Source organism: Flavivirga spongiicola, assembly GCF_030540825.1.
GTDB lineage: Bacteria > Bacteroidota > Bacteroidia > Flavobacteriales > Flavobacteriaceae > Flavivirga > Flavivirga spongiicola.
Map to the genome: position 1 here is coordinate 18,621 of NZ_JAUOEO010000002.1, position 21,164 is coordinate 39,784.

General features: G+C 31.1%; 16 protein-coding genes. 7 read left to right on the plus strand and 9 right to left on the minus strand.

Annotation, left to right across the window (positions count from 1 at the left end; all coding sequences use genetic code 11):
* Nucleotides 1-7: 7 nt before the first annotated feature.
* Both Q4Q47_RS20110 and Q4Q47_RS20115 read right to left on the minus strand, forming a co-directional pair.
* Nucleotides 8-883: an ROK family protein gene (locus Q4Q47_RS20110; RefSeq protein WP_303308523.1), complete on the minus strand. Its 876-nt coding sequence runs from the start codon at nucleotides 881-883 to the stop codon at nucleotides 8-10.
* Nucleotides 880-2,130, minus strand: coding sequence for an MFS transporter (locus tag Q4Q47_RS20115; protein WP_303308524.1), 1,251 nt, complete (start codon nucleotides 2,128-2,130; stop codon nucleotides 880-882). The genes Q4Q47_RS20110 and Q4Q47_RS20115 overlap by 4 nt, the downstream gene beginning before the upstream one ends.
* A 248-nt stretch (nucleotides 2,131-2,378) precedes the next feature.
* Here Q4Q47_RS20115 and Q4Q47_RS20120 point away from each other — a divergent pair, with 248 nt between their 5' ends.
* The 3 genes from Q4Q47_RS20120 to Q4Q47_RS20130 all read left to right on the plus strand — a co-directional run bounded on the left by Q4Q47_RS20120 (nucleotide 2,379) and on the right by Q4Q47_RS20130 (nucleotide 8,651).
* The gene (locus tag Q4Q47_RS20120) at nucleotides 2,379-5,570 is read left to right on the plus strand and encodes a SusC/RagA family TonB-linked outer membrane protein (RefSeq protein WP_303308525.1); all 3,192 of its coding nucleotides are present in this window, start codon (nucleotides 2,379-2,381) and stop codon (nucleotides 5,568-5,570) included.
* A gap of 44 nt (nucleotides 5,571-5,614) precedes the next feature.
* Entirely contained in the window at nucleotides 5,615-7,210 is a 1,596-nt protein-coding gene (locus Q4Q47_RS20125; protein ID WP_303308526.1) for a SusD/RagB family nutrient-binding outer membrane lipoprotein, read from the plus strand.
* 100 nt (nucleotides 7,211-7,310) lie between these two features.
* Nucleotides 7,311-8,651, plus strand: a complete 1,341-nt coding sequence (locus Q4Q47_RS20130; protein WP_303308527.1) for an aryl-sulfate sulfotransferase — start codon at nucleotides 7,311-7,313, stop codon at nucleotides 8,649-8,651.
* A 61-nt stretch (nucleotides 8,652-8,712) separates the two neighbouring features.
* On the opposite strand, the gene Q4Q47_RS20135 is transcribed toward Q4Q47_RS20130, so the two are convergent.
* The 5 genes from Q4Q47_RS20135 to Q4Q47_RS20155 all read right to left on the minus strand — a co-directional run bounded on the left by Q4Q47_RS20135 (nucleotide 8,713) and on the right by Q4Q47_RS20155 (nucleotide 12,588).
* Nucleotides 8,713-9,732: a LacI family DNA-binding transcriptional regulator gene (locus tag Q4Q47_RS20135; RefSeq protein WP_303309171.1), complete on the minus strand. Its 1,020-nt coding sequence runs from the start codon at nucleotides 9,730-9,732 to the stop codon at nucleotides 8,713-8,715.
* A 242-nt stretch (nucleotides 9,733-9,974) separates the two neighbouring features.
* Complete coding sequence (locus Q4Q47_RS20140) at nucleotides 9,975-10,952, minus strand: permease (RefSeq protein WP_303308529.1); 978 nt, start codon at nucleotides 10,950-10,952, stop codon at nucleotides 9,975-9,977.
* Between the two features lie 10 nt (nucleotides 10,953-10,962).
* Entirely contained in the window at nucleotides 10,963-11,253 is a 291-nt protein-coding gene (locus Q4Q47_RS20145) for a thioredoxin family protein (RefSeq protein WP_303308530.1), read from the minus strand.
* A gap of 46 nt (nucleotides 11,254-11,299) precedes the next feature.
* Nucleotides 11,300-11,605 (minus strand): ArsR/SmtB family transcription factor, encoded by a 306-nt coding sequence (locus Q4Q47_RS20150; RefSeq protein WP_303308531.1) that lies wholly within the window; start codon nucleotides 11,603-11,605, stop codon nucleotides 11,300-11,302.
* A gap of 125 nt (nucleotides 11,606-11,730) precedes the next feature.
* Nucleotides 11,731-12,588: an alpha/beta fold hydrolase gene (locus Q4Q47_RS20155; protein WP_303308532.1), complete on the minus strand. Its 858-nt coding sequence runs from the start codon at nucleotides 12,586-12,588 to the stop codon at nucleotides 11,731-11,733.
* Between the two features lie 54 nt (nucleotides 12,589-12,642).
* Between Q4Q47_RS20155 and Q4Q47_RS20160 the strand changes: the two genes are divergently transcribed.
* The gene (locus Q4Q47_RS20160; protein WP_303308533.1) at nucleotides 12,643-13,272 is read left to right on the plus strand and encodes a TetR/AcrR family transcriptional regulator; all 630 of its coding nucleotides are present in this window, start codon (nucleotides 12,643-12,645) and stop codon (nucleotides 13,270-13,272) included.
* 71 nt (nucleotides 13,273-13,343) lie between these two features.
* Here the strand turns inward: Q4Q47_RS20160 and Q4Q47_RS20165 are convergent, their stop codons facing one another.
* Both Q4Q47_RS20165 and Q4Q47_RS20170 read right to left on the minus strand, forming a co-directional pair.
* Nucleotides 13,344-14,351, minus strand: coding sequence for a M28 family metallopeptidase (locus Q4Q47_RS20165; RefSeq protein WP_303308534.1), 1,008 nt, complete (start codon nucleotides 14,349-14,351; stop codon nucleotides 13,344-13,346).
* Nucleotides 14,352-14,414: 63 nt separating this feature from the next.
* Nucleotides 14,415-15,467, minus strand: a complete 1,053-nt coding sequence (locus Q4Q47_RS20170; protein ID WP_303308535.1) for a M28 family peptidase — start codon at nucleotides 15,465-15,467, stop codon at nucleotides 14,415-14,417.
* 769 nt (nucleotides 15,468-16,236) lie between these two features.
* Between Q4Q47_RS20170 and Q4Q47_RS20175 the strand changes: the two genes are divergently transcribed.
* From Q4Q47_RS20175 to Q4Q47_RS20185, 3 genes are all read left to right on the plus strand, one after another.
* Complete coding sequence (locus Q4Q47_RS20175; RefSeq protein WP_303308536.1) at nucleotides 16,237-17,076, plus strand: universal stress protein; 840 nt, start codon at nucleotides 16,237-16,239, stop codon at nucleotides 17,074-17,076.
* Between the two features lie 14 nt (nucleotides 17,077-17,090).
* On the plus strand, nucleotides 17,091-17,552 hold the full coding sequence (locus Q4Q47_RS20180) for a c-type cytochrome (protein WP_303308537.1): 462 nt from the start codon (nucleotides 17,091-17,093) through the stop codon (nucleotides 17,550-17,552).
* Between the two features lie 217 nt (nucleotides 17,553-17,769).
* Nucleotides 17,770-21,144, plus strand: a complete 3,375-nt coding sequence (locus Q4Q47_RS20185) for a tetratricopeptide repeat protein (RefSeq protein WP_303308538.1) — start codon at nucleotides 17,770-17,772, stop codon at nucleotides 21,142-21,144.
* The last annotated feature ends 20 nt before the right edge of the window (nucleotides 21,145-21,164 follow it).

Genomic DNA, 21,164 nt, shown 5'->3' on the forward strand with positions numbered 1-21,164 from the left:
GTCATTTTTATATTGGTTTTGAGCATGATTCATAGCCTAATGATGTCGCTCCAAGAAGTGCTATGTCGGAGTTAGTTGAGTATTCAACCTTAAAATTATTGAGTACCTTTTTGTACGCAAAATTAGAAATACTTTTTTTTAATGCTTTATCAAAGAAAATAGCAGACTTTGCAATAGCTCCTCCAATGATTACTTTTTCTGGATTGACAGTGTACATTATTATCTTAATGGCGCTACCTAAATGATGTCCAAATTTCTCAAAAAGAGCCAATGCTTTTTGGTCTCCTTGTGTCGCTTTTTGCATCAATATTTCTCCTGATGAATTATGTTTTTTAAAAAATTTACCACTACAATAATCTTCAATAATTCCGTCTTTGTATGGTATCATTCCAAATTCACCAGCACCTCCATTGGTACCATTTATTAAATGGTTTTCAGAAATAATGCCAGCACCTAACCCTGTTCCTAAAGTGATGCCAACTATGCTTTTGCATCCTTTACCCAAGCCAAAAAAATATTCACCTACTGTAAAGCAATTTGCATCATTATCCATTAGTACGGGAACTTGGTTAAATTCATTTTTTAGAATTGATACTAAATGAACTTCATTCCATGCGGGAATATTTTGAACCTCATGAACAATTCCAAGCTTTTTATCTACAATACTTGGAACTCCAATATAGATACCCTCTATGGTGCTGTCTCTAGCGACTTCTTTTATTAAGTCTATAATTAAGTTAATAACACACCATTCATCGTTATGTATACTTGGGACTTTTGCAGATGTTTTACGTATAATTTTTGCATCTTCTATCAATCCAACATTCACCTTTGTACCACCAAGATCGATACTTATAAGTTTAGCATCATTATATTTAATCATTTATTTTGTTTTAAATTTATTATTTTATTTTTTACGATTGGTTTAGCCCAGAAACCAATACTTAAAATATATACCAATGTTATAAAAACGAATAACATCCCTGTTTTAAGAGAAGTAAAATCGCTAAGAAACCCTATAAATAATTGTACTACGGCTCCTCCTACAATACCTGTCATTAATATTCCGGTAAATGCACCATGATATTCACTAACAGAATTAAGTGCTAAAGACATAATAATTGGATACATTACAGATAAGAACAAGCCACATAACTGAAAAGCATAAAGTGACACGTTGGCATTGCTACTTAATACAGCAAATCCAAAACATACAATTGAGAGACTGGTGAATATTTTTAATACTATTTTACTATCCATAATCTTAAGCAAAATCAATCCAAAAACCCCACCAACGGTCATTAATCCCCAAAAGTTACCTATGGCATTTGCACCTATTGTTTCATAATCAAAATTGTGGTATACATTTAAAAATTTACTCATCCAATAAGAGATCCCTTGTTCGGCACCAACATAGGCAAATATTCCAAAAAAGTAAAGTACTACAAGTTTGTTTTTAAATAAATTGATATAATTCTTTTTTGTTCCTACTTTTTCATCTTGTTTTAATTCAACTTTAGGAAAAGCAATGGTTAGTAAAATAAAGATCATTAGTAAACTAATAATGGCAAAAATCCAATAAATAGATGTCCAGGACATATTAATTGGAATGTATTTTGAGATTATTTCAATGAACCAATTAGAGTTTTTAGTTCCATTTATATTGGTTACAAGCCATGAATATACTTGCGGGCTGACAAAAGATGCTGCTCCAAAAACTAATTGACCTAATACTGATGTAAAAGCATAATTTTCTTCCCCGCCTGTAACTCTTAATAATGGATTAATTACTACTTGCAAGATAGCCATGCCAGAGCCTATAGTAAATAGGGTAAATAAGTACATGCCAAAACTTGGAAAAGAAATGAAGAGCACAGGTGCTATAAAAGCAAGTAAAAAAGCGAGGAGCATTAGTTTCTTCTCTCCATATTTTTCTACTAAAAAACCGGAAGGTATTGACATGACTCCATAAGCAATGAAAAATGTAAACGGCAAAAAACCGGCCATTCCTTCACTTAAATTAAAGCTGTTTGATACACTTGGATTTAGTGCACCTAAAATATTTGTCAAAAACGAAATCACAAAAAATGTGATTAGGATTAATAATACTATGGTGTAATTTTTCTTCATTTAATGATGTTCTTAGTTAATTAAAACATGATACTTATTATGATATTTTGAATCGCAAAATAATATATTATATTTTATAATGCAAAATATTGCATAAATTTATTTGTAATAAAAATGCATATTTCAGGCGTATTTTATCAGCTAATATAAGTTTAATTGAAATAAATATGCAAAATATTGCGTATTTATTTTATTTTATTAAATTTGTATGCAATAAATTGTCATATTTAACTTAAAACATTTTTTTTATGAAAAAAAACAACTTTTTATTATGTCTATTAATGTGCTGCTCGAGTATGTTATTTGCACAAACTATAACTGGAGTCGTATCGAGTAAAGAAGGTCCTTTGCTAGGGGCAACTGTTTTAGTTAAAGGAACTGATAAAGGAGTGGTTACAGATTTTGATGGGAAATACTCATTAAATGATGTAGCTCTTAACGAAACATTGGTGATTAGCTTTTTAGGATATATAACCCAAGAAGTGAATGTCGCAGGTTTATCGGTTGTAAATATTACACTTGTAGAAGGTTTAAACGAGCTAAACGAGGTGGTTGTAACGGCCTTAGGCATAAAACGCAGTAAGAAGGCTTTGGGGTACGCTGTAACCGAAGTTAAATCTGATGAAGTTTCTAAAAATGGAGAAATCAACCCTATTTCTAGTTTGTCCGGGAAAATTGCTGGGGTAAATATTTCTCAAATGGCAACAGGTCCTTCGGGTTCACAAAGAGTAGTTATTAGAGGGATAAGTTCCATACAGGACAATAACCAACCTTTGTATATTGTTGATGGGATTCCTATAAATAGTGCCTCACTAGGACAAGCTGATCAAAATGGAGGTTTCGATTTAGGTGATAGTAGTGCAGATATTAATCCAGAAGACATTGAGTCCATTTCAGTATTAAAAGGAGCCTCTGCATCTGCATTATATGGGAGTAGAGCATTGAATGGTGTCATTTTAATAACGACTAAATCTGGTAAAATTGGAAAGAAAAGTTTAGATATAGATTTTAATTCATCTATAACCATGGATCAAGTATCTACTAAACTAGATGAATACCAAACTATTTATGGACAAGGTATTAACGGCCGCCTACCTAGAGAAGGACAACAAGCCAGTAGTATTACCAGTGCTTGGGGTCCTAAACTAGACCCGTCATTAACAATTCTACAAAGAGATGGCACTGTGCGACCATACGGATTAGTTAAAAATAACATTCAGGATTTTTTTAACACAGGAACAACTTATACAAACAGCATCTCTCTTAATTCCAGTCAGGAAAAAGGAAGTTTTAGATTTTCTTATGCTAATGTTACAAATAAGGATATCATACCTAATGCTGGTTTAGAAAAAAATAGTTTTACTATACGTGCAAAGAATAGATTGAACAACTTTCTAGAAATAGACACTAAAGCCAGTTATATTATTGAGAATGTAAAGAACCGTCCTGCATTAACAGATAATGTTAATAATATTGGTAATGGATTGGTTGGTTTAGCTCCAAATATAGATCAGGCATGGCTGCAAAATTATATAGATCAAGATGGAAACTATATTGATTATACAGGTAACAACTTTAGGGCAAACCCTTATTGGACCATTAATAAAACATTCAATAAAAGCAAAAAGAATCGTTTATTGGGTTTTGTGAACCTAAACTTCAATTTGCATGAAAATCTTAAATTAAGATTAAAGTCAGGCGTAGATAGATATAATTTTAATTTTATTAATTTTATGGACAGGGGTACCCCTACTAGAACGGGCGGATTTTATTCAGAATTAGAATCTACTGTACAAGAGGTTAATCATGAGGCACTTCTAACGTATTCCAAATCAATAAACGATGATTGGCATATAACAACAAGTTTGGGAGCTAATGTTTCGAAGCAGGAATCCAGTATAATCTCAACAACAGCAACAGAAATTGCAGAGCCTGGAATAGCTAATATTTTAAATTTTCAAAGCCCTGTAGTTACTCCGGGCGGTACTAAAAAAGAAATACAAAGTGTTTTTGGTTTAGCGCAAATTAGCTATAAAGATTTTGCGTTTATTGATATTACAGCGAGAAATGATTGGTCTTCCACTTTACCATTACAAAACAACTCATTCTTTTACCCATCTTTTTCAGGAAGCTTTGTGTTTACTGATGCTTTTAATATAAATAAAAACGCTATGACATATGGTAAAATAAGGGCTTCTTGGGCACAAGTTGGGGGTGACACAGACCCTTTTAGTCTTCAACAAACATATGCCATAACAGGCTTGTCATTTGGTGGATTTTCCCAAGGACAAATTGACGGAAATACTATACCCAATTCTAACTTAAAGCCTCAAACAACAACATCTTATGAGTTTGGAACAGATTTAAGGTTTCTTAATAATCGAATAAGTGTTGATTTCACATATTATAACCAAACAACTGATGACCAAATTTTACAAGTTGAAGTACCTACGGCATCAGGATTTAGCAGTGCAAGATTAAATTCTGGAGCTTTAGAAAATAAAGGAATTGAATTGCTATTTACTGTAAAACCGATTAATACCAATAATTTTAAATGGGACGTTACCCTCAATTACTCAAAAATATGGAATAAAGTAATTAGTCTTCATGAAGACATTGATGTTTTCACCGTTGCTAATGCTAGATGGTCTGGCGTTACAATTGTTGCTTTTGCAGGAGAAGAGTTTGGGCAAATTTATGGGCGCGGTTACAAAAGAGACCCTCAAGGGAATATTGTACATGATGCTACTACAGGCTTGCCACTTGCAACTGATGAAAATATGAAAATAGGGAATATTTTACCAGATTGGACAGGTGGTGTAATTAACACATTTAATTATAAAAATTTCAGATTAAAAGCTTCTTTGGGCGTAAGCATTGGAGGTGATATTTATTCAATTACGAACCGTTCTTTGTTAGCTAGAGGAACACATACTGCATCCTTAGAAGGTAGAGAGGCATTTAATGATTGGGCAGCTAGAAATGAGCAAGCACGGTTAGATTTTATTGCTGGTGGAGGTAGTCCAACAGACTACGTACCTCTTACTCTAGATGGAGGTTATGTTGGCCATGGCGTAAAATTGGTTAGTACTGATTCGGAAGGCAATGAAACATACGAAGAAAATGATGTTATTGTAAACCCTCAAAATTACTGGTTAGAAGCTACTAATAAAATACCAGAAACGAATGTTTATGATGCTAGTTATGTAAAACTACGTGAATTAAGTTTGAGTTACTCTTTGCCAAGTAAATATTTATCAAAAAAATATATTAAAGGTTTAACCATTTCAGTAATAGGCAGAAACTTATTTACATTTTACAAGAATGTACCTAATATAGATCCAGAGTCTACCTATAACAATGGTAATGGTCAAGGATTGGAATATGGCTCTTTACCAACTAGACGCAATTATGGTTTAAATTTGAGTTTAAAGTTTTAAGAATTAAATATAATTGATCATACTTAACATTAAAATATATTATAATGAAAGCAATTAAAAATATTATAGCTTTAAGCATTTTTGTAATGCTTTTTGCCCTGTCTTCATGTACTGAAGATTTTGAAGAGATCAATACAAACCCTAATGTATTTAACTCAATAGATCCCGGAAATCAAATTACTAAAATTCAATTAGATTTAGTTGGTGTGCAGTTTACAAGCTGGGCTAATAACTTAGGTATTTGCTCCCCAATGGTTCAGCACTTGGGTGGATCTTGGTGGACGCAACATGGCGGACAATATAGAGTTGTAGAAAGACCGCATTGGTATGCCCTTTGGGAAGGGTCTTATCCGAATGAAGTAAAGAACATCGTTGATTTAGTACATAGAACTAAAGATGTGGAAGAATTTAAAAATACTAGGGCGGCAGCAAGAATTTTAAAAGTTTATATTTTCTCAAAGCTAACAGACTTATACGGTGATATTCCTTATTCTGAAGCTGGAAAAGGGTTTATTGATAAAATTTTACAGCCAAAATATGACAGGCAAGAAGATATTTATACAGACTTTTTTAAAGAACTTGAAGAAGCTGTACAATCATTTGACAGCTCGTCTCAAGATGTTCGAGGAGATTTAATGTTTAACGGAGATATAGAAAAATGGAAAAGGTTCGGAAACTCTTTAAGAATGCGTTTAGGATTCCGTATATCAAAAGTGAATCCTTCAGAATCAGAAAAACAAGTAAGAGCAGCCATAAACGGAGGGGTTATGCAAAGCAACGATGATACCTGTATGGTAACTTATGGCGAATTTAACTTTGGTACAGGAGAAAATAGAGGAAATGCCATATCTCAAGTTTTCCGAGCAACTCCTAATTCTGAAGGTTTTCGTTTAACAAATACGCTTGTAGATTTTATGAAAAACACTCAAGATCCAAGGTTATCAATTTATGGAGGAACGTATCTAAGCGTAAATAGTGGAGAATATGGGCAAGATCTTACCGAGCATTTAAAATTAGGAATTACCTATGGAGCCATGTGGTGGAATGAATGGGCGGATTTTGGTGATTTAGTTGATGGGGGTGGCAATTATGTTGCCTATGTTCCACATGCTCAAAAGCATATGCAACCCAGTAAATATGTAGCAGCATTAAATGCTCCCTTTTTCCACATGACCTATGCTGAAGTAGAATTATTATTAGCAGAAGCATCTATACGTAATTGGGGAGCTTCCGATGCTCAATCTCATTTTGAAAAAGGAATTAGAGCCTCTATGGAATTGGTTTCACAATATCCAGGCGCACCTCCAATTGAGCAAAGTGCTATTGATGATTTTGTTGCTGCTAATCCTTTGCCAGCGACTTTTCCAGATGATATGCGTGTTATTCATGAGCAAATGTGGGTGAATTTCTTTTTAAATGGAGAAGAAGCTTATGCCGATTTTAGACGCTCTGGATACCCTGAATTGGTGCCTTTTACTTCTGTAGAATGGTATAGCAGTGGTACAGGCGGCATTATCCCTCGCAGACATTTTTATCCAGAATTTGAAGCTACTAATAACCCAATAAATTACCAAGAAGCTGTTGATAGGATGGGAGGAACAGACGACTGGCTAAACAGAGTTTGGTGGGATGCTGAATAGAAAATTAGTTAGATTTATTTTAGAACAAGAAGAGGTGTGCGGGAAACTTAACGCCTCTTGCTTGTTAGTAAATTGAAATTATTTTAATAAATACGAAAGCATGATTAGCAAGAGAATCAACAATATAGTATATGCATTAATTTTAGTGTTTTTTACCGCTTGTACTTCTGATGATAGTGTTGAAACCAATAATGCTATTGATGCTCATGTTTTAGTTTTTAATAGTATGCCTTTTAATGCTACTTTAAAAATTAAATCTACTAGTTTTTTAACGGTAAGTATAGATGTTTATAATGAAGATTCATCAGAGCTTATATGGACCTATTCCAATGTCGAGATAAACGATGAACCTAAAAATATAGTTATTGGAAATTTAAGAGAACTAAAGTCTTACCACTATAAGATTAGACATGATCAAGAAGTACTTTTTAAAGGAAATTTTACGATGTTAGAATCACCTGGATGGATTGCAGATTCATCGTCATTTAATGTTTCTGGTGAATTAATTTTGGATGGTAAATCTATGCTCTTTAATAAAATGAGCATGCCGTCTGGAGTTTTTGTAGTAGATGAAAATGGAAAGACGCTATGGGCCAGATCATCTGATAATTTTATAAAAATGGTGAAGCTTACTCATAGAGAAACAATTCTTACCTTAGAAGATAATACAGGAAATCAATTAGGTAGCGGTAATATTATTTTAGAAACCACTTTTTCTGGAGACACATTAACATATTTAAAACAAGGGGTGAATGATTTTAAACACATGGCACATCATGATGTTTTACTAAATAATCAAGGGAACTTTGCTTATATTAATGATATACCTAAAGACAATAATTATGTGGTAGATGGAGTTTCTGTTTTGAACCCAAACGGACAAAAAATATGGGAATGGGAAACAACTCCATATATTTCTATTCCAACTTTAAATAATAATGAATTTGTTCAGCCTTGGGGGAATTCTTTAACAATAGATGAAAGTGATGATAATTATATTGTAAGTTTTCGTAACCTAAATCAGATTTGGAAAGTTCATTCTTTAACAGGTGATGTTATTTGGAGTATTGGAAAAGAAGGTACAATACTTTTAGAAGGCAATGATGCTTTTATGTTTCAGCATCATGCTCAAATGGTGAGTGACAACAAATTATTGCTATTTGATAATGGAAGTCTTGAAGACAGGTCTTATAGTAGAATTGTGGTTTACACTATTGATTTTGACAATAATGAAGCGAGTTTAACGACCAACATAAAACTCTCCAACACTTTATTCTCTCCTTTTATGGGAGCAGTTCAATTATTACCTAACGGCTTTCTTGTTACAAGCTCTATGACAGGGAAAATAGCTAGATTGAATAATAATGGTGAGGTTCTTGGTCAATTAGATTTTAGTGATAGAATATTTAGAGCAAGTATTATTGAAAATTACTTTGAATAAAATTCATATTAAGACGTATGTTATTTTAAAATCTAAATAAATATGGTAATATTATTGTTCTTTATCCTTTAGTTGAAGAAGAACCTCTAATCACTAATTTTAAAGGTTCAACAAACAATTTATTATTTAATGATTTTTCTTCACCCTCGTTTATAATTTTAACTAATTGTTGGGCTATCGTTTTTCCCATATTTTTCGAAGAGTATTCTACAGTAGAAATTCCTGGGTTTAAGTAATTTATATAAGATTCGTTTCCAAAACTAACAATCATTGTATCTTTTGGAATACGAATATTTTTTGATTTTAAAAAAGAAACTAATTGACAGGCTACTAAATTATCGCAACAAACAAAACCATCTACAAAGGGTTTTATGTTCATAAATTCTTCAAATAGATATATTAAATTCCTATGATCTAATTTTGTTTTTGCAATTTGATGCGTTACATAATTATTATCAGCAAGTGTTGATGCAAAACCTTGTTCTATATCATTATTAATTTGTGAATTACAATCATCAATAATTAGCACTATATGTTTTACGCTTTGGTTGAGTAAATGATTGGTAGCAATTTGCACTCCATTATAAAAATCAGGTAAAACGCTTAAAGTAGCTATAGAGGAGCTAGATTGATTAACTGTAGTTAAATGAATGTTTTTTTCTTTAAAATAAGGGTATACATTTTTTGTTAAAATGGTATCTGACAGTAAGCTTATAACCCAAGTTAATTTTGTGGTTTCTAAAACTTCTATAAGATCTTTTTCTGTTTCTATAAGTTGAATAAATACTTCTATATTATTTTTCAAAAGGTGCTTTTGAGTTGTAGAAATAAATTCGTGATTAGATTTCTTATTAAGATTATCTACAAAAAAAAACAATTGATTTTTTTGATTTTTCATGTATTCAGGTAAATTAGGAAAATACCCCATTGCTTTAGCAATATCCCAAACTTTTTCTTTAGTTTTTTTACTTATACTTGGATTATTGTTTAATGCTCTTGATACAGTAGATGCAGAAATATTGATTGATTTTGCAATATCGTGTATCGTTATATTATGTTTTTTTTTCAAAGTATTTATGATTTTTTTTTGAAGTCTTTAATAAGCTGATAATTGGAGCTGTAACAAAAAAAAGACAAGTATTTATATTAACAAAGATAGCATATCTAATAGAGATTTTAAGAGGCTGTTTATCTGTTTTTTTATAATTCATATATCTAAAGAATTCTTCGAGACTCTGCCTTAAACCCGTATGACTGTTATCGATTTCAGTATTTTGAATATTAATTCCCAAAAAACAGATTGAGATTCAGTGATTAGATGATTTATAATATGCTATTAAATACGTAACCCGAAATAATGATACAAAGTGTCACGACTCCAAAAAAAATGGCAATAAGTTTTAAGGTCATTACTTTTTTAAGCAACATAGCTTCTGGTAAAGATAAGCCAACAACTCCCATCATAAAGGCAATTGCAGTACCTAATGGAATACCTTTGCTTACTAATACCTGAACGACAGGTAAAACACCTGAAGCATTCATATACATTGGAACTGCCGTGATAGTTGCTAATGGAACAGCAAAATGATTGTCTTTGGCCATATATTTTTCAAAAAAACCTTCTGGAATGTAACCATGCATTAAACCACCAATAGCAATACCAACCAAAACATAAGGAATGATGCCTTTAAGAATTTTAAGCATTTCATTCCATATTATAGGTAAACGATTTAAAAAAGAAGTTTTTTCAGCTTTAAAAACAGCTTCTTCTTGTTGCGCATTTACTAATACTTCTTTTGCCCAAGGTGTTAAAAAATGTTCTAAGTTTAATTTTTGAAGAATGATGCCAGAGATGGTTCCTAGCAAAACGCCGCTAATGACATAAATGATTGTTGTTTTTAAACCGAATAAAGCTATAAACAAACCAATAGCAACTTCATTTACTAAAGGAGATGTAATTAAAAAAGCAAATGTTACACCTAAAGGAATACCACCTTTTACAAACCCAATGAATAATGGAACAGATGAACAGGAACAAAATGGTGTAACAACTCCAAAAAGACTTGACATAAGGTATTCTAAACCATACAATTTATTTCTTGATAAGTAGTTTTTAACTTTATCTATCGGGAAGTAACTGTTTACTATGCCCATTAAAAAGATAACTACAAAAAGAAGTATTAAAATCTTTGTTGTATCGTAAATAAAAAAGTTTAAAGCTTCAGACAAATGCTCTCCTTTTTTCATTTTCAATACTTCAAAGACCAACCAATCTGCTATATGTAGAATCCAGTCGAACATAAAGAAATGATTAGCAGCAGTTATCTTGAGAACAGGAACTTTTGGATGTACTGTTGTTTTCTGGTTTTAATAAAGATAAAACTTCATCTTTAGAGGGAACTCTACCCTTAATTGTGATTTCATTATCTATTACCAAAGCAGGAGTAGTCATTATGTTAAACGTCATTATTTCCATAATGTCTTCTACTTTCTCGATAGTTGCATCAATATTGTTTTCTGAAACGATCTCTTGAACCAGCCTTGTCATTGATTTACATTTTGGGCATCCTGTTCCTAATACTTTAATTACTTTAGTCATCATTATTAATTTGTTTATCGTAAATAAACGATATTGTAATCAAAAAATATCAATCAAAAAATTGTTGAAATAGTGTTTTCGCTATTTTCCAGTTTTCCTGATCGATACAATATTTTATTTTGGGCGGGTTTAATTCCCCTTGAATTAAACCTGCATTTTTTAATTCTTTTAGATGTTGAGAAATTGTTGATTGTGCTAATGGAAATACATGAACCAAATCTCCTGTATAACAACAAGATTGCTTATCTAGATGTTTGAGTATAGCAATACGTGTAGGGTGAGATAAAGCTTTTGCAAAAATTGCCAATGCTTCTGTACCTTCTTTGTAATCAATTTGTTCTAAGCTTCTCTTCACTTTTATATTTTATATCGTAAATATACGATTAGTGTTTTTAATTGTACAATTTTTTATTTTAATTTTTTTCAGGCATTGGTAAGTAGGCTAGAAATAGTATAAATTATTCACTTTGTTATTACATGTTATTCTTTTAATATCAACTTTTCTATTTTACTATTATCGGTTCTATTTTGGACGTGTTTCGAGCTTTCTAGTAAAACAGTATTTTTTAAGGAAGGAAAAATTTTGTTTGTGCGTTTAATCATTTTGATTCCTGGAAACATGATATCCTTTTTTGCAGCAACTATGGTTATTGGAGTCTTAATTAATTTTGCCTCCTCTTTCTTTATTATTGGAACTGGAGTAAAATCCATTTTAAAATGCAAAAACACTTTAGATAAGTATTTAAGAGCAAATGCATCTTTTTCCGTAAAAAGTACTTTCAAGAACTTTTCAAGATATTTATTGTTTTGTGTTTTTATATACAGCTTCATAGGAATAAATATCTTAAATAGTGCAACAAGGGGATTTCCATTTACAATAAATGCAGGAGCTGATAAAAACACTTCTTTGATATTGTTTTCATTCTGAATCAAAGTTTTGAGAATTATTAATCCACCGAATGAGAAACCAGCCATAGTTACTTTTTTTAATTTTAACTGATCTATGAGATCGTTTATCCATAAACCATAACTATTATCTTTCATGCTTAATCTAGTTTCGGAACTTTTATTTGGTTGTGCTAGCACATCAATAGCATATACTTGAAATTTTTTGGAAAGGGTAGGGTAAGTTTCTAAAGCAATCGGAGCGCACCCATTTGACCCGTGAATTAATATTAATGGTGGTTTTGTTGAATCTCCTACTATAATAATGTTGGTTTTTCCAAAATGAGTATCAATGAGTTTGAGTTCATATTTTATTTTTAATTCATTTAATTTTTGATTATAAAGATTTAGTATTTCTTTTTTTCCAAATTCTGATTTGTATAATGATTTCATTTTGTAATTTTAGGACAAATTTACTAATAATATATATTTAGGACAAGTTTACTAATGGGTAAGAAAAAGAAATTGATTTTAGATGCAGCCAGAACTTTGTTTAATGAAAAAGGCTATAACCAAGTTACTATAAGAATGATTGCTTTAAAGCTGAATATGAGTTCGGGAAATCTAAATTATCATTATAAAAAGCGTGAGGACATTTTTGAAAATTTATATTTTGAGATGGTTTCAGAATTTGATGAAAGAATAAAAAACTTAACTACTATTGAAGTATCAATAGCTCAAATTAGAAGAGATATAGAGCAAAGTATGAGAAGAATGATTGATTATAAGTTTTTCTGGACAGATCTATATAATCTTTTGGCTGTAAGTGACAAAGTAAAGAAGCATTTTCAAGAGGTCTATAAAAATAGAATATCTGGTTGTTTTTTGTTGTTTGAAAAAATGAAAAAACAAAATTTGATGAGAGATTCATCTTTTGAATTGGAATATGATTTTCTGGCAGAGAGAATGATTAATTATGGAAATACGTGGTTATATTCCACCGGGCTATATTTGAATAAATTCACACCCAACGGTATAGATAATCAAGTAAATATGATTTTAAGTATGCTATATCCTTTTTTTACTCCTCAAGGTCAAAAAGAATTTAAAAATTTATTACCAGAGTTTTTTGATTAATACGTTACAGCTTATTTCTGCAAACACTTTTATTCTTGATATCCATCTATTTAGGATCGCTAAGAATAATTTTAATCCACTTTTACGCGCTCATTCCTATTAGCTAATTCCCAAGCCGTATGAAAAATTAAACGTGCTCGTGTTTCTAATAAATCGTATTGAATTTTATCTGGAGTATCCGAAGGTCTATGATAATCAGCATGTGTGCCATTAAAATAGAAAATAACCGGGATGTTATTCTTAGCAAAGTTGTAGTGGTCTGAACGATAATAAAAACGATTTGGATCATTATCATCATTAAAAGTATAATCAAACTCCATATTAATATATTTCTTGTTCACTGCTTCAGAAATATTGTGTAATTCCTTACTTAATTTATCCGATCCTATTAAGTATACATAGTTTCTATTGTCCTTATGTTTTGGGTCTACACGACCAATCATATCTATATTTAAATTGGCTACGGTATTTTCTAAAGGTAATACAGGGTCTACGTCTGTGTAGTATCGAGAACCAAATAAACCTATTTCTTCGCCTGTAACATGTAAAAACAATATAGAACGTTTTGGACCATGCCCTCTATCTGAAGCAGCTTTAAAGGCTTCAGCAATTTCTAAAATAGCAACAGTGCCAGATCCATCATCATCTGCACCATTATTAATATCACCATTTCTAGAAATACCAATATGATCTAAGTGGGCCGAAATTATAATGACTTCATCCGGTTTTTCAGTACCTTTTATATATGCTAAAACATTTTCAGAGGCCTTTATATTATTAGTAAAATATGATGCAGGAATTTCTTGAAAATAATCGCCTTCAGCAATAGGGGAAGGGATGCCTGCAGATACATAATGATTTTTAATAAATTCAACAGCTTTCTTTTGTCCGGGTTCCCCCGTTTTTCTGCCTTCATATTCATCTGAAGCATAAATATAAAGGGCTTCTTTTAATTCGTCTGCGGTAATCGTTTTTGCAAAATCTATTACAACGTCGGTATTTTTTAAAGTTTTTTTATTTTGAGAAGAACTACATGCAACTGATAAAGTAGCGCATAGAAGAATTACTAATTTTTTCATTTTTATAAAAATATATTTGGTACGATATTACAAAAATGAATTAATAGAATAACTATTTTCAATCTAATTTAACAATTCATTGTTTTTATCAAGAACTATTCGGTGTTTTTGATTGGCAATTTGCCACGCAGTACTAAATATAAGTTTTGTACGTCTTTGTAACAGATTGTAATCTATTTTATCAGGAGTATCTGTAGGTTTATGATAATCACTATGTTCTCCATTAAAATAAAAAATAACCGGGATTCCTTTTATTGCAAAATTATAGTGGTCAGAGCGTGAGTAGTATTGATTCCTTTCACCTTTTACATTATATCTGTAATCTATATTTATATTGAAATAAGTATTATTTACTTTTTCAGAGAGATAATGGAGTTCTTTGCTGTGCCTATCAGAACCTATTAAATATATATAGTCTTTATCGTTTTTATGTTTTTCGTCAACCCTTCCTATCATATCAATATTTAAGTTGGCAATGGTATTCTGTAAAGGAAATACAGGATGCTGTGTATAGAATTCAGATCCTTGTTTTCCTATTTCTTCTGCGGTTAAATGCAAAAACAAAATACTCCGTTTGGGACCATGACCTTCTTTTTTTGCTAAGTTAAAAGCTTGTGCCATTTCCATGATGGCAACAGTACCGGAGCCATCATCGTCTGCACCATGATTTATTTGTCCGTTATCAGAAATACCAAGATGATCCAGATGCGCTGAGATTATAATAACTTCATTGGGTTTTTCACTCCCTTCTATATAAGCTAAAACATTTTCTGAACTATTGATGCCTTCTGAAAAGAAGCCTTTAGGAATAACTTGATAATAATTATCGTCTCCAAAAGGAGATGCTATCTTTTCATTTATATAGTATGATTTTAAAAATTCTGCAGCCAATTTTTGCCCTTTTTCACCAACTTTCCTGCCTTCGAACTCATCTGAAGAAAACTTATATAAGTGTTTTTTTAACTCTTTAACGGTGATGGTATTTGCATAATTAATGGTGTAAGTACTATCTACTATCTGAATATTATTTTTAATGTTTTGGATTCTTGTAGTGTACTTTGGTGTCGAGCAGGTACCTACTAATGCAAATGCCGATAGAATATAAAGGGATTTCATACGTTTATCAATTCAGATTTTACTATGTAACTTACAGTCAAATCATTTTCAAGGGCGAGAAAACTTTTGGTATGTGCTAGTCAAGCTTTAAAAGACTAAGATAAATAAAAAAAGGAGAAATTACTTACTGGGAAGGGGTAAATCTACATTAAGAACTTCTATAGTTTTTAATTTTTCTTTGTCTTTCCTATTTAATTTTTGTCTCTGTAATTTCTAATTAATTAGTGCTTAATGCATTAGCTTTAGTGAAGATTGATTTGTATGTCGTTATTACTAATACTATAGTCGTTTATAAGAATGTAAATTTGGATTACTTTTTTTACGTGGTCACTTTTTTTGACAAATAAAATGCTGCTAACCCAAATGTTAATCCTATAACACTGGGTATAATTGCTAAATTATAAATTAAAAGCCCTAATAATATTATTGCTAATATTAAAGCTATAATTGTTAAAAAAACAAAAACTTTTTTCATCTACATTATATATCTTTTATCCTTTAAATCAGTTACCAATTTAATTTTTCACCAAGACCAATAACGTTATTTTTTCATGGGGGCTAATTGTTATTGCTAAAACAATTAAAGTTATTAACACATGATTTCAAGGTCTTATGTGCTAGCACACATTTATTGTGCCGAAAACGTAATATTTTATATTATTTGTTAAATTTTATTTTAACCGTAAGTAATTAATTACAACTGACATTTGTCATAGTTTTTTCCAGGCATTGATAATATATTTACTAACAATCCTATTTCTGTACTTCAATGAAAACGATATTGTTACCTACCGATTTTTCTATAAATTCTATGAATTCTATTGATTTTGCCGTAACATTATTTAAAGATGTTGAATGTGATTTTTATTTACTTAACGTACAGAAAACGTCATCATTTATTTCTGATGATATCATGGCGGTTACGTCATCAACGACCATTTATAAAACTATAATTGATGCTGCTAAAAAATCCTTAACAAATATTATTTCTAAAGTGAAGGAGCGTTATAAAAATGATAAACACCGTTTTCATCCAATGGTTGATTATGATAATTTTATTGATTCTATTGATCAGGTTTCTGAGAAAAACCAGATTCATTTGATTATTATGGGAACCAAAGGAGCTTCTGGATTACAAAAAGTGATCTTTGGAAGCAATACCGTTCGGGTTATACAGCGTTGTAAAGCCCCAGTGCTTGCAATTCCAGATAATTGTGTTTTTTCAAATTTAAGTAAGGTTGTATTTGTTACTAATAGTACCGCGTCATTTAGTATTAATGATCTAAGGCCTCTCATTGATTTAGTAGCATTAAGTGATTCCAAATTGCATGTTTTACATATTGCAGACGAAAATCATTTAGCGCAGAAGCAAAGGAAGAATGTTGACTTCTTTAATTCGAATTTTGTGAACCCTATTCACGATTATATCGATATAAAAACTAAAGATATGTACGATATTGTACATAAATATATTATTAGGAATGATATAAAAATGCTATGTATGATTGGAGAGAAGCATTCTTTTTTAGAACGCTTATTTAACAAACATTTGGTCGAAACTTTTGCTTTTAACATAGACGTCCCCTTTCTGGTAATGAAAAATAGTTAACTAAAATATGTGTAATGAAAGTATTAATATTTTTAATAGGATTCATTTTTATTTTTACAAGTTGTAAAAATTCTAAAGATGAAAACAAAAAAACTTTAACCGAATCTTATAGCAAAACTCATCAGGAACATCCAGGAAAAAAACTTATGGAAATGCATTGTTATTTATGTCATGATGCTACTAGAACTGAAGATGAAAGGCTGGGACCTCCAATGATTGCCATTAAAAAGCGTTATATATTTAAGGACACATCAAAAGAAGAGTTTATAAATGATATGCAGAGCTGGATTAAAAACCCTAATGAGAAAGACGCAAAAATGTTTGGGGCTGTAAGACGATTTGGAGTCATGCAAAAATTACCTTATTCCGAAGATGATGTAGAACTAATAGCGGACTATATGTTTGATAACGAAATTGAAGAACCCGAATGGTTTGAAGAACATTATAAACAAATGAGAGGGAATATGAAAAGGTGATTTATGGTTGTTTATAGAATAATCAATTTCTATATTATATAAAAAAAGAACCCAATACTCAAAGGTATTGGGTTCTTTTTTTAGAGTATTTATTGAGCACGTTATGGGTTGTAACTATAAGTATAACAGCTAATTATTTTATGTGAATTTGTTCAGTTTAAAATTTTACACTTAACTTTATAAAATAGTTAATCCAACCAAAACTCTCAACTTTAAAATGAAATACAAGATTTGTATATTATTTTTAGTCAATTTCTATTGCTTTATTTCTTTTTGTCAAACGACCAAAATTGACAGTTTAAAAAGTGCTTTTTTAAATCAAAAATCAACAGATTCTCTTAGGTTCGATGCTGGGCGTGATGCTTTTATGCTTTTGTTTAGACAAGACCTTGACTCGGCAAGGGGCTTTGGAAATAGCGTATTGAAATTTGCTAAATTAAAGAATAACAAAGAATGGGAAGCGACCTTACTCCGTTATCTTGGAAACTCTTATGCGGTTCAAGGTAATTTTCAAGAAGCCTTAAAATATTTTATTAGCAGCCATGTTATTCTAACTGAATTGTCGGACGAAAAAGGAATGACTACAACTTATAATAATATTGGAACTGTGCATTATGAATTAGGAAATTTTCCTATGGCATTAGATAATTTATTAAAAGGATTAAAAATTGCAGAAACGCTAGATGATAAGGCTAATTTGGCAAGACTTACGAATAATTTGGGAAATGTATTCATAAGACAAAAAAATCAAGAAAAAGCTTTAGAATATTACCAATACAGCCTTAAATTAAAAAAAGAAATAGGTAATAAAAGAACCTTGCCTTATGCTTATAATAATGTTGGATTGGTGTATACCAATATAAAAAAGTTCGATCTGGCATTAAATAATTTATTGAAAAGTGCAGAACTTTCTGAAGAAATTAATGATAAAAGATCGCTAACAAGAGCCTATAATAATATTGGTGCATTGTATAATTTACAAAGTCAGTTTTTAAAAGCTCAAGAATATTTAAATAAAAGTATTAAGATAAAGAATGATATTGGAGATAGAGAAGGTTTGGTTTCTGCGTATTTGTATAGAGGAAGCTCTTATTTAAAAACCAAAGACTATTTAAAAGCAAAAGAAGATTGCAAGAAAAGCTATGACTTGGCAACAGAAATGGGGGTTTTGATTGCTAAAAAACAGTCTTGTGAATGTTTGAGTACTGTTTGGGAAAAACTTGGTAATCTAAATAAAGCATTAGACTATTATAAGCAATCTATCAGGGTAAAAGATTCATTATTTAATAAAGAAAAGACACAAGAGATTACACGGCAAGATATGCAGTACCAATTTGAAAAACAGCAATTAGCCGATAGTATTGCATTTAATAATCAAAAAGCTGCACAAGAATTACAATTCGCAAACGACATAAATAAGCAACGAAATAAATTAAATCTTATAGTTTTTGGAGGTTTAGGTTTGTTAATAATAGGAGTTGTTTATTGGCGTTCAAGACAAAAAAGTATAAAATTGATTCAAGAACGCAATGTTATAAATAAATTAAAGCAGGTAGACCAACTCAAAGATCAGTTTCTGGCAAATACATCACACGAATTGCGCACTCCTTTGAATGGAATTATTGGCTTGTCCGAATCTCTTAAAGACGGTGTAGCAGGACAATTATCGTCTAAGGCCATTGAAAATTTAGATATGATTGTGAATAGTGGCAAACGCTTATCCAATTTGGTTAATGATATTCTTGATTTTTCTAAATTAAAAAATAAAGACTTAGAACTTTCGCTTCGACCCACGGATGTGCATTCGGCTACCGATTTAGTTTTAAAAGTTTCCGAATTTTTAACTACGGGTAAAGAATTACGTTTAATTAATTTGATACCCAAGGATGTTCCATTAGTTGAAGCAGATGAAAATCGATTAGAACAAATTTTGTATAACCTTATTGGAAATGCTATTAAATTTACTGAAACTGGTAAAGTCGAAATAAACGCATTAGAGAGCAATGATATGCTTTCAATTTCGATTTCGGATACGGGCATTGGGATTCCTGAAGAAAAATTTGAAACGATCTTTCAATCATTTGAGCAAGCCGATGGTTCTACAGCCAGAGAATATGGCGGAACGGGATTAGGGCTTTCGGTTACAAAACAATTGGTTGAATTACATGGAGGTACCATAGCAGTGAATTCTGAAATTAATAAAGGTTCGACTTTTATATTTACTTTACCAATAAGTAAAGAGGATAGAAAAACATTTAATAAATCTATAGTAAGGGAATCGTCTCAAAGCATTCAAAAAATTGATAACACAAATGATAATATTCAGGAGACTACCTCCAAAGTAAATAATGTTAATATCCGTATTCTTATTGTGGATGATATGGTCGTTAATAGGCGGGTTTTGGAAAACCATTTAACCTTGGCAGGGTATCATGTTGTTGAAGCTAGTAGTGGAAAAGAAGCTTTAAAGCTTATAGATGAATCAAGTTTTGATTTGGTTCTTTTAGATATCATGATGCCTAATATGTCTGGTTATGAGGTTTGTGAAAAAATAAGAGAACAGTATTTAACAAGTGAATTACCTGTTGTTTTATTAACTGCTAAAAACAGGGTAAACGATTTGGTTACTGGTTTTAATGTTGGAGCGAACGATTATTTGACTAAACCATTTTCGAAAAATGAATTGCTAAGCAGAATCAAAACACATTTAAACCTCAATGGTATTCACAAAGCAACCAGCCGGTTTGTACCATCTGAATTCTTAAAGTCTGTCGGAAGAGAGGCCATAACAGATGTGGTTTTAGGAGATCATATTCAAAAGAAAGTGACCGTTTTATTTACTGATATAAGAGATTATACAAACCTGTCTGAATCGATGACACCAGAGCAAAACTTTAAGTTTGTAAATGCTTATGTGGGGAGAATGGGCCCTATTATTCAAGACAATGAGGGATTTGTTAATCAATATTTAGGAGATGGTATTATGGCGTTGTTTCCTCACCATGCCAATTATGCATTAAAAGCTTCAATAGAAATGCAGAAGGCAATACAAGATTATAATATGAAGCGCATAGAAGAAGGATACAGACCAATTTATGTTGGTATGGGATTGCATACCGGTGATCTGGTCATGGGAATCATAGGAGATGTTTATAGGAACGATACAGCTATTATTGCAGATACAGTGAATACAGCCTCAAGAATGGAAGGTGTCACTAAATATTATGGAGCCAATATTATTGTTAGTGCCGATAGTTTGAATACTATAGAAAACAGACAAGATTATAATTTTAGATATTTAGGAAAAGTAAAGGTAAAAGGAAAAAATAATAGTATTGCTATTTATGAATGTTTTGACGGTGATCATACCGAAAGCATTATTTTGAAAACAAAAACATTGAAACATTTTGAAAAAGGGCTAAGTCATTTTTATAATAAAGAGTTTCCTAAGGCATCCGCAGCTTTTGATACGGTGTTAACTAAAAATCCTAACGATCATGTTGCTAAATATTTTGTTACCAAATCTGCTGAATACACTATTTCTGGCACACCTAAAGATTGGGATATGGTAAATAAGATGGAAACTAAATAATCTTTTTAATTGTTGAAAGT

What these genes read in the sequence shown, in the direction of transcription:
- Q4Q47_RS20120 (WP_303308525.1), top strand. Translation starts at nt 2,379, where the DNA reads ATGAAAAAAAACAACTTTTTATTATGTCTATTAATGTGCTGCTCGAGT.
- Q4Q47_RS20145 (WP_303308530.1), bottom strand. Translation starts at nt 11,253, where the DNA reads ATGATGACTAAAGTAATTAAAGTATTAGGAACAGGATGCCCAAAATGT.
- Q4Q47_RS20140 (WP_303308529.1), bottom strand. Translation starts at nt 10,952, where the DNA reads ATGTTCGACTGGATTCTACATATAGCAGATTGGTTGGTCTTTGAAGTA.
- Q4Q47_RS20175 (WP_303308536.1), top strand. Translation starts at nt 16,237, where the DNA reads ATGAAAACGATATTGTTACCTACCGATTTTTCTATAAATTCTATGAAT.
- Q4Q47_RS20155 (WP_303308532.1), bottom strand. Translation starts at nt 12,588, where the DNA reads ATGAAATCATTATACAAATCAGAATTTGGAAAAAAAGAAATACTAAAT.
- Q4Q47_RS20115 (WP_303308524.1), bottom strand. Translation starts at nt 2,130, where the DNA reads ATGAAGAAAAATTACACCATAGTATTATTAATCCTAATCACATTTTTT.
- Q4Q47_RS20160 (WP_303308533.1), top strand. Translation starts at nt 12,643, where the DNA reads ATGGGTAAGAAAAAGAAATTGATTTTAGATGCAGCCAGAACTTTGTTT.
- Q4Q47_RS20125 (WP_303308526.1), top strand. Translation starts at nt 5,615, where the DNA reads ATGAAAGCAATTAAAAATATTATAGCTTTAAGCATTTTTGTAATGCTT.
- Q4Q47_RS20185 (WP_303308538.1), top strand. Translation starts at nt 17,770, where the DNA reads ATGAAATACAAGATTTGTATATTATTTTTAGTCAATTTCTATTGCTTT.
- Q4Q47_RS20130 (WP_303308527.1), top strand. Translation starts at nt 7,311, where the DNA reads ATGATTAGCAAGAGAATCAACAATATAGTATATGCATTAATTTTAGTG.
- Q4Q47_RS20180 (WP_303308537.1), top strand. Translation starts at nt 17,091, where the DNA reads ATGAAAGTATTAATATTTTTAATAGGATTCATTTTTATTTTTACAAGT.
- Q4Q47_RS20165 (WP_303308534.1), bottom strand. Translation starts at nt 14,351, where the DNA reads ATGAAAAAATTAGTAATTCTTCTATGCGCTACTTTATCAGTTGCATGT.
- Q4Q47_RS20110 (WP_303308523.1), bottom strand. Translation starts at nt 883, where the DNA reads ATGATTAAATATAATGATGCTAAACTTATAAGTATCGATCTTGGTGGT.
- Q4Q47_RS20170 (WP_303308535.1), bottom strand. Translation starts at nt 15,467, where the DNA reads ATGAAATCCCTTTATATTCTATCGGCATTTGCATTAGTAGGTACCTGC.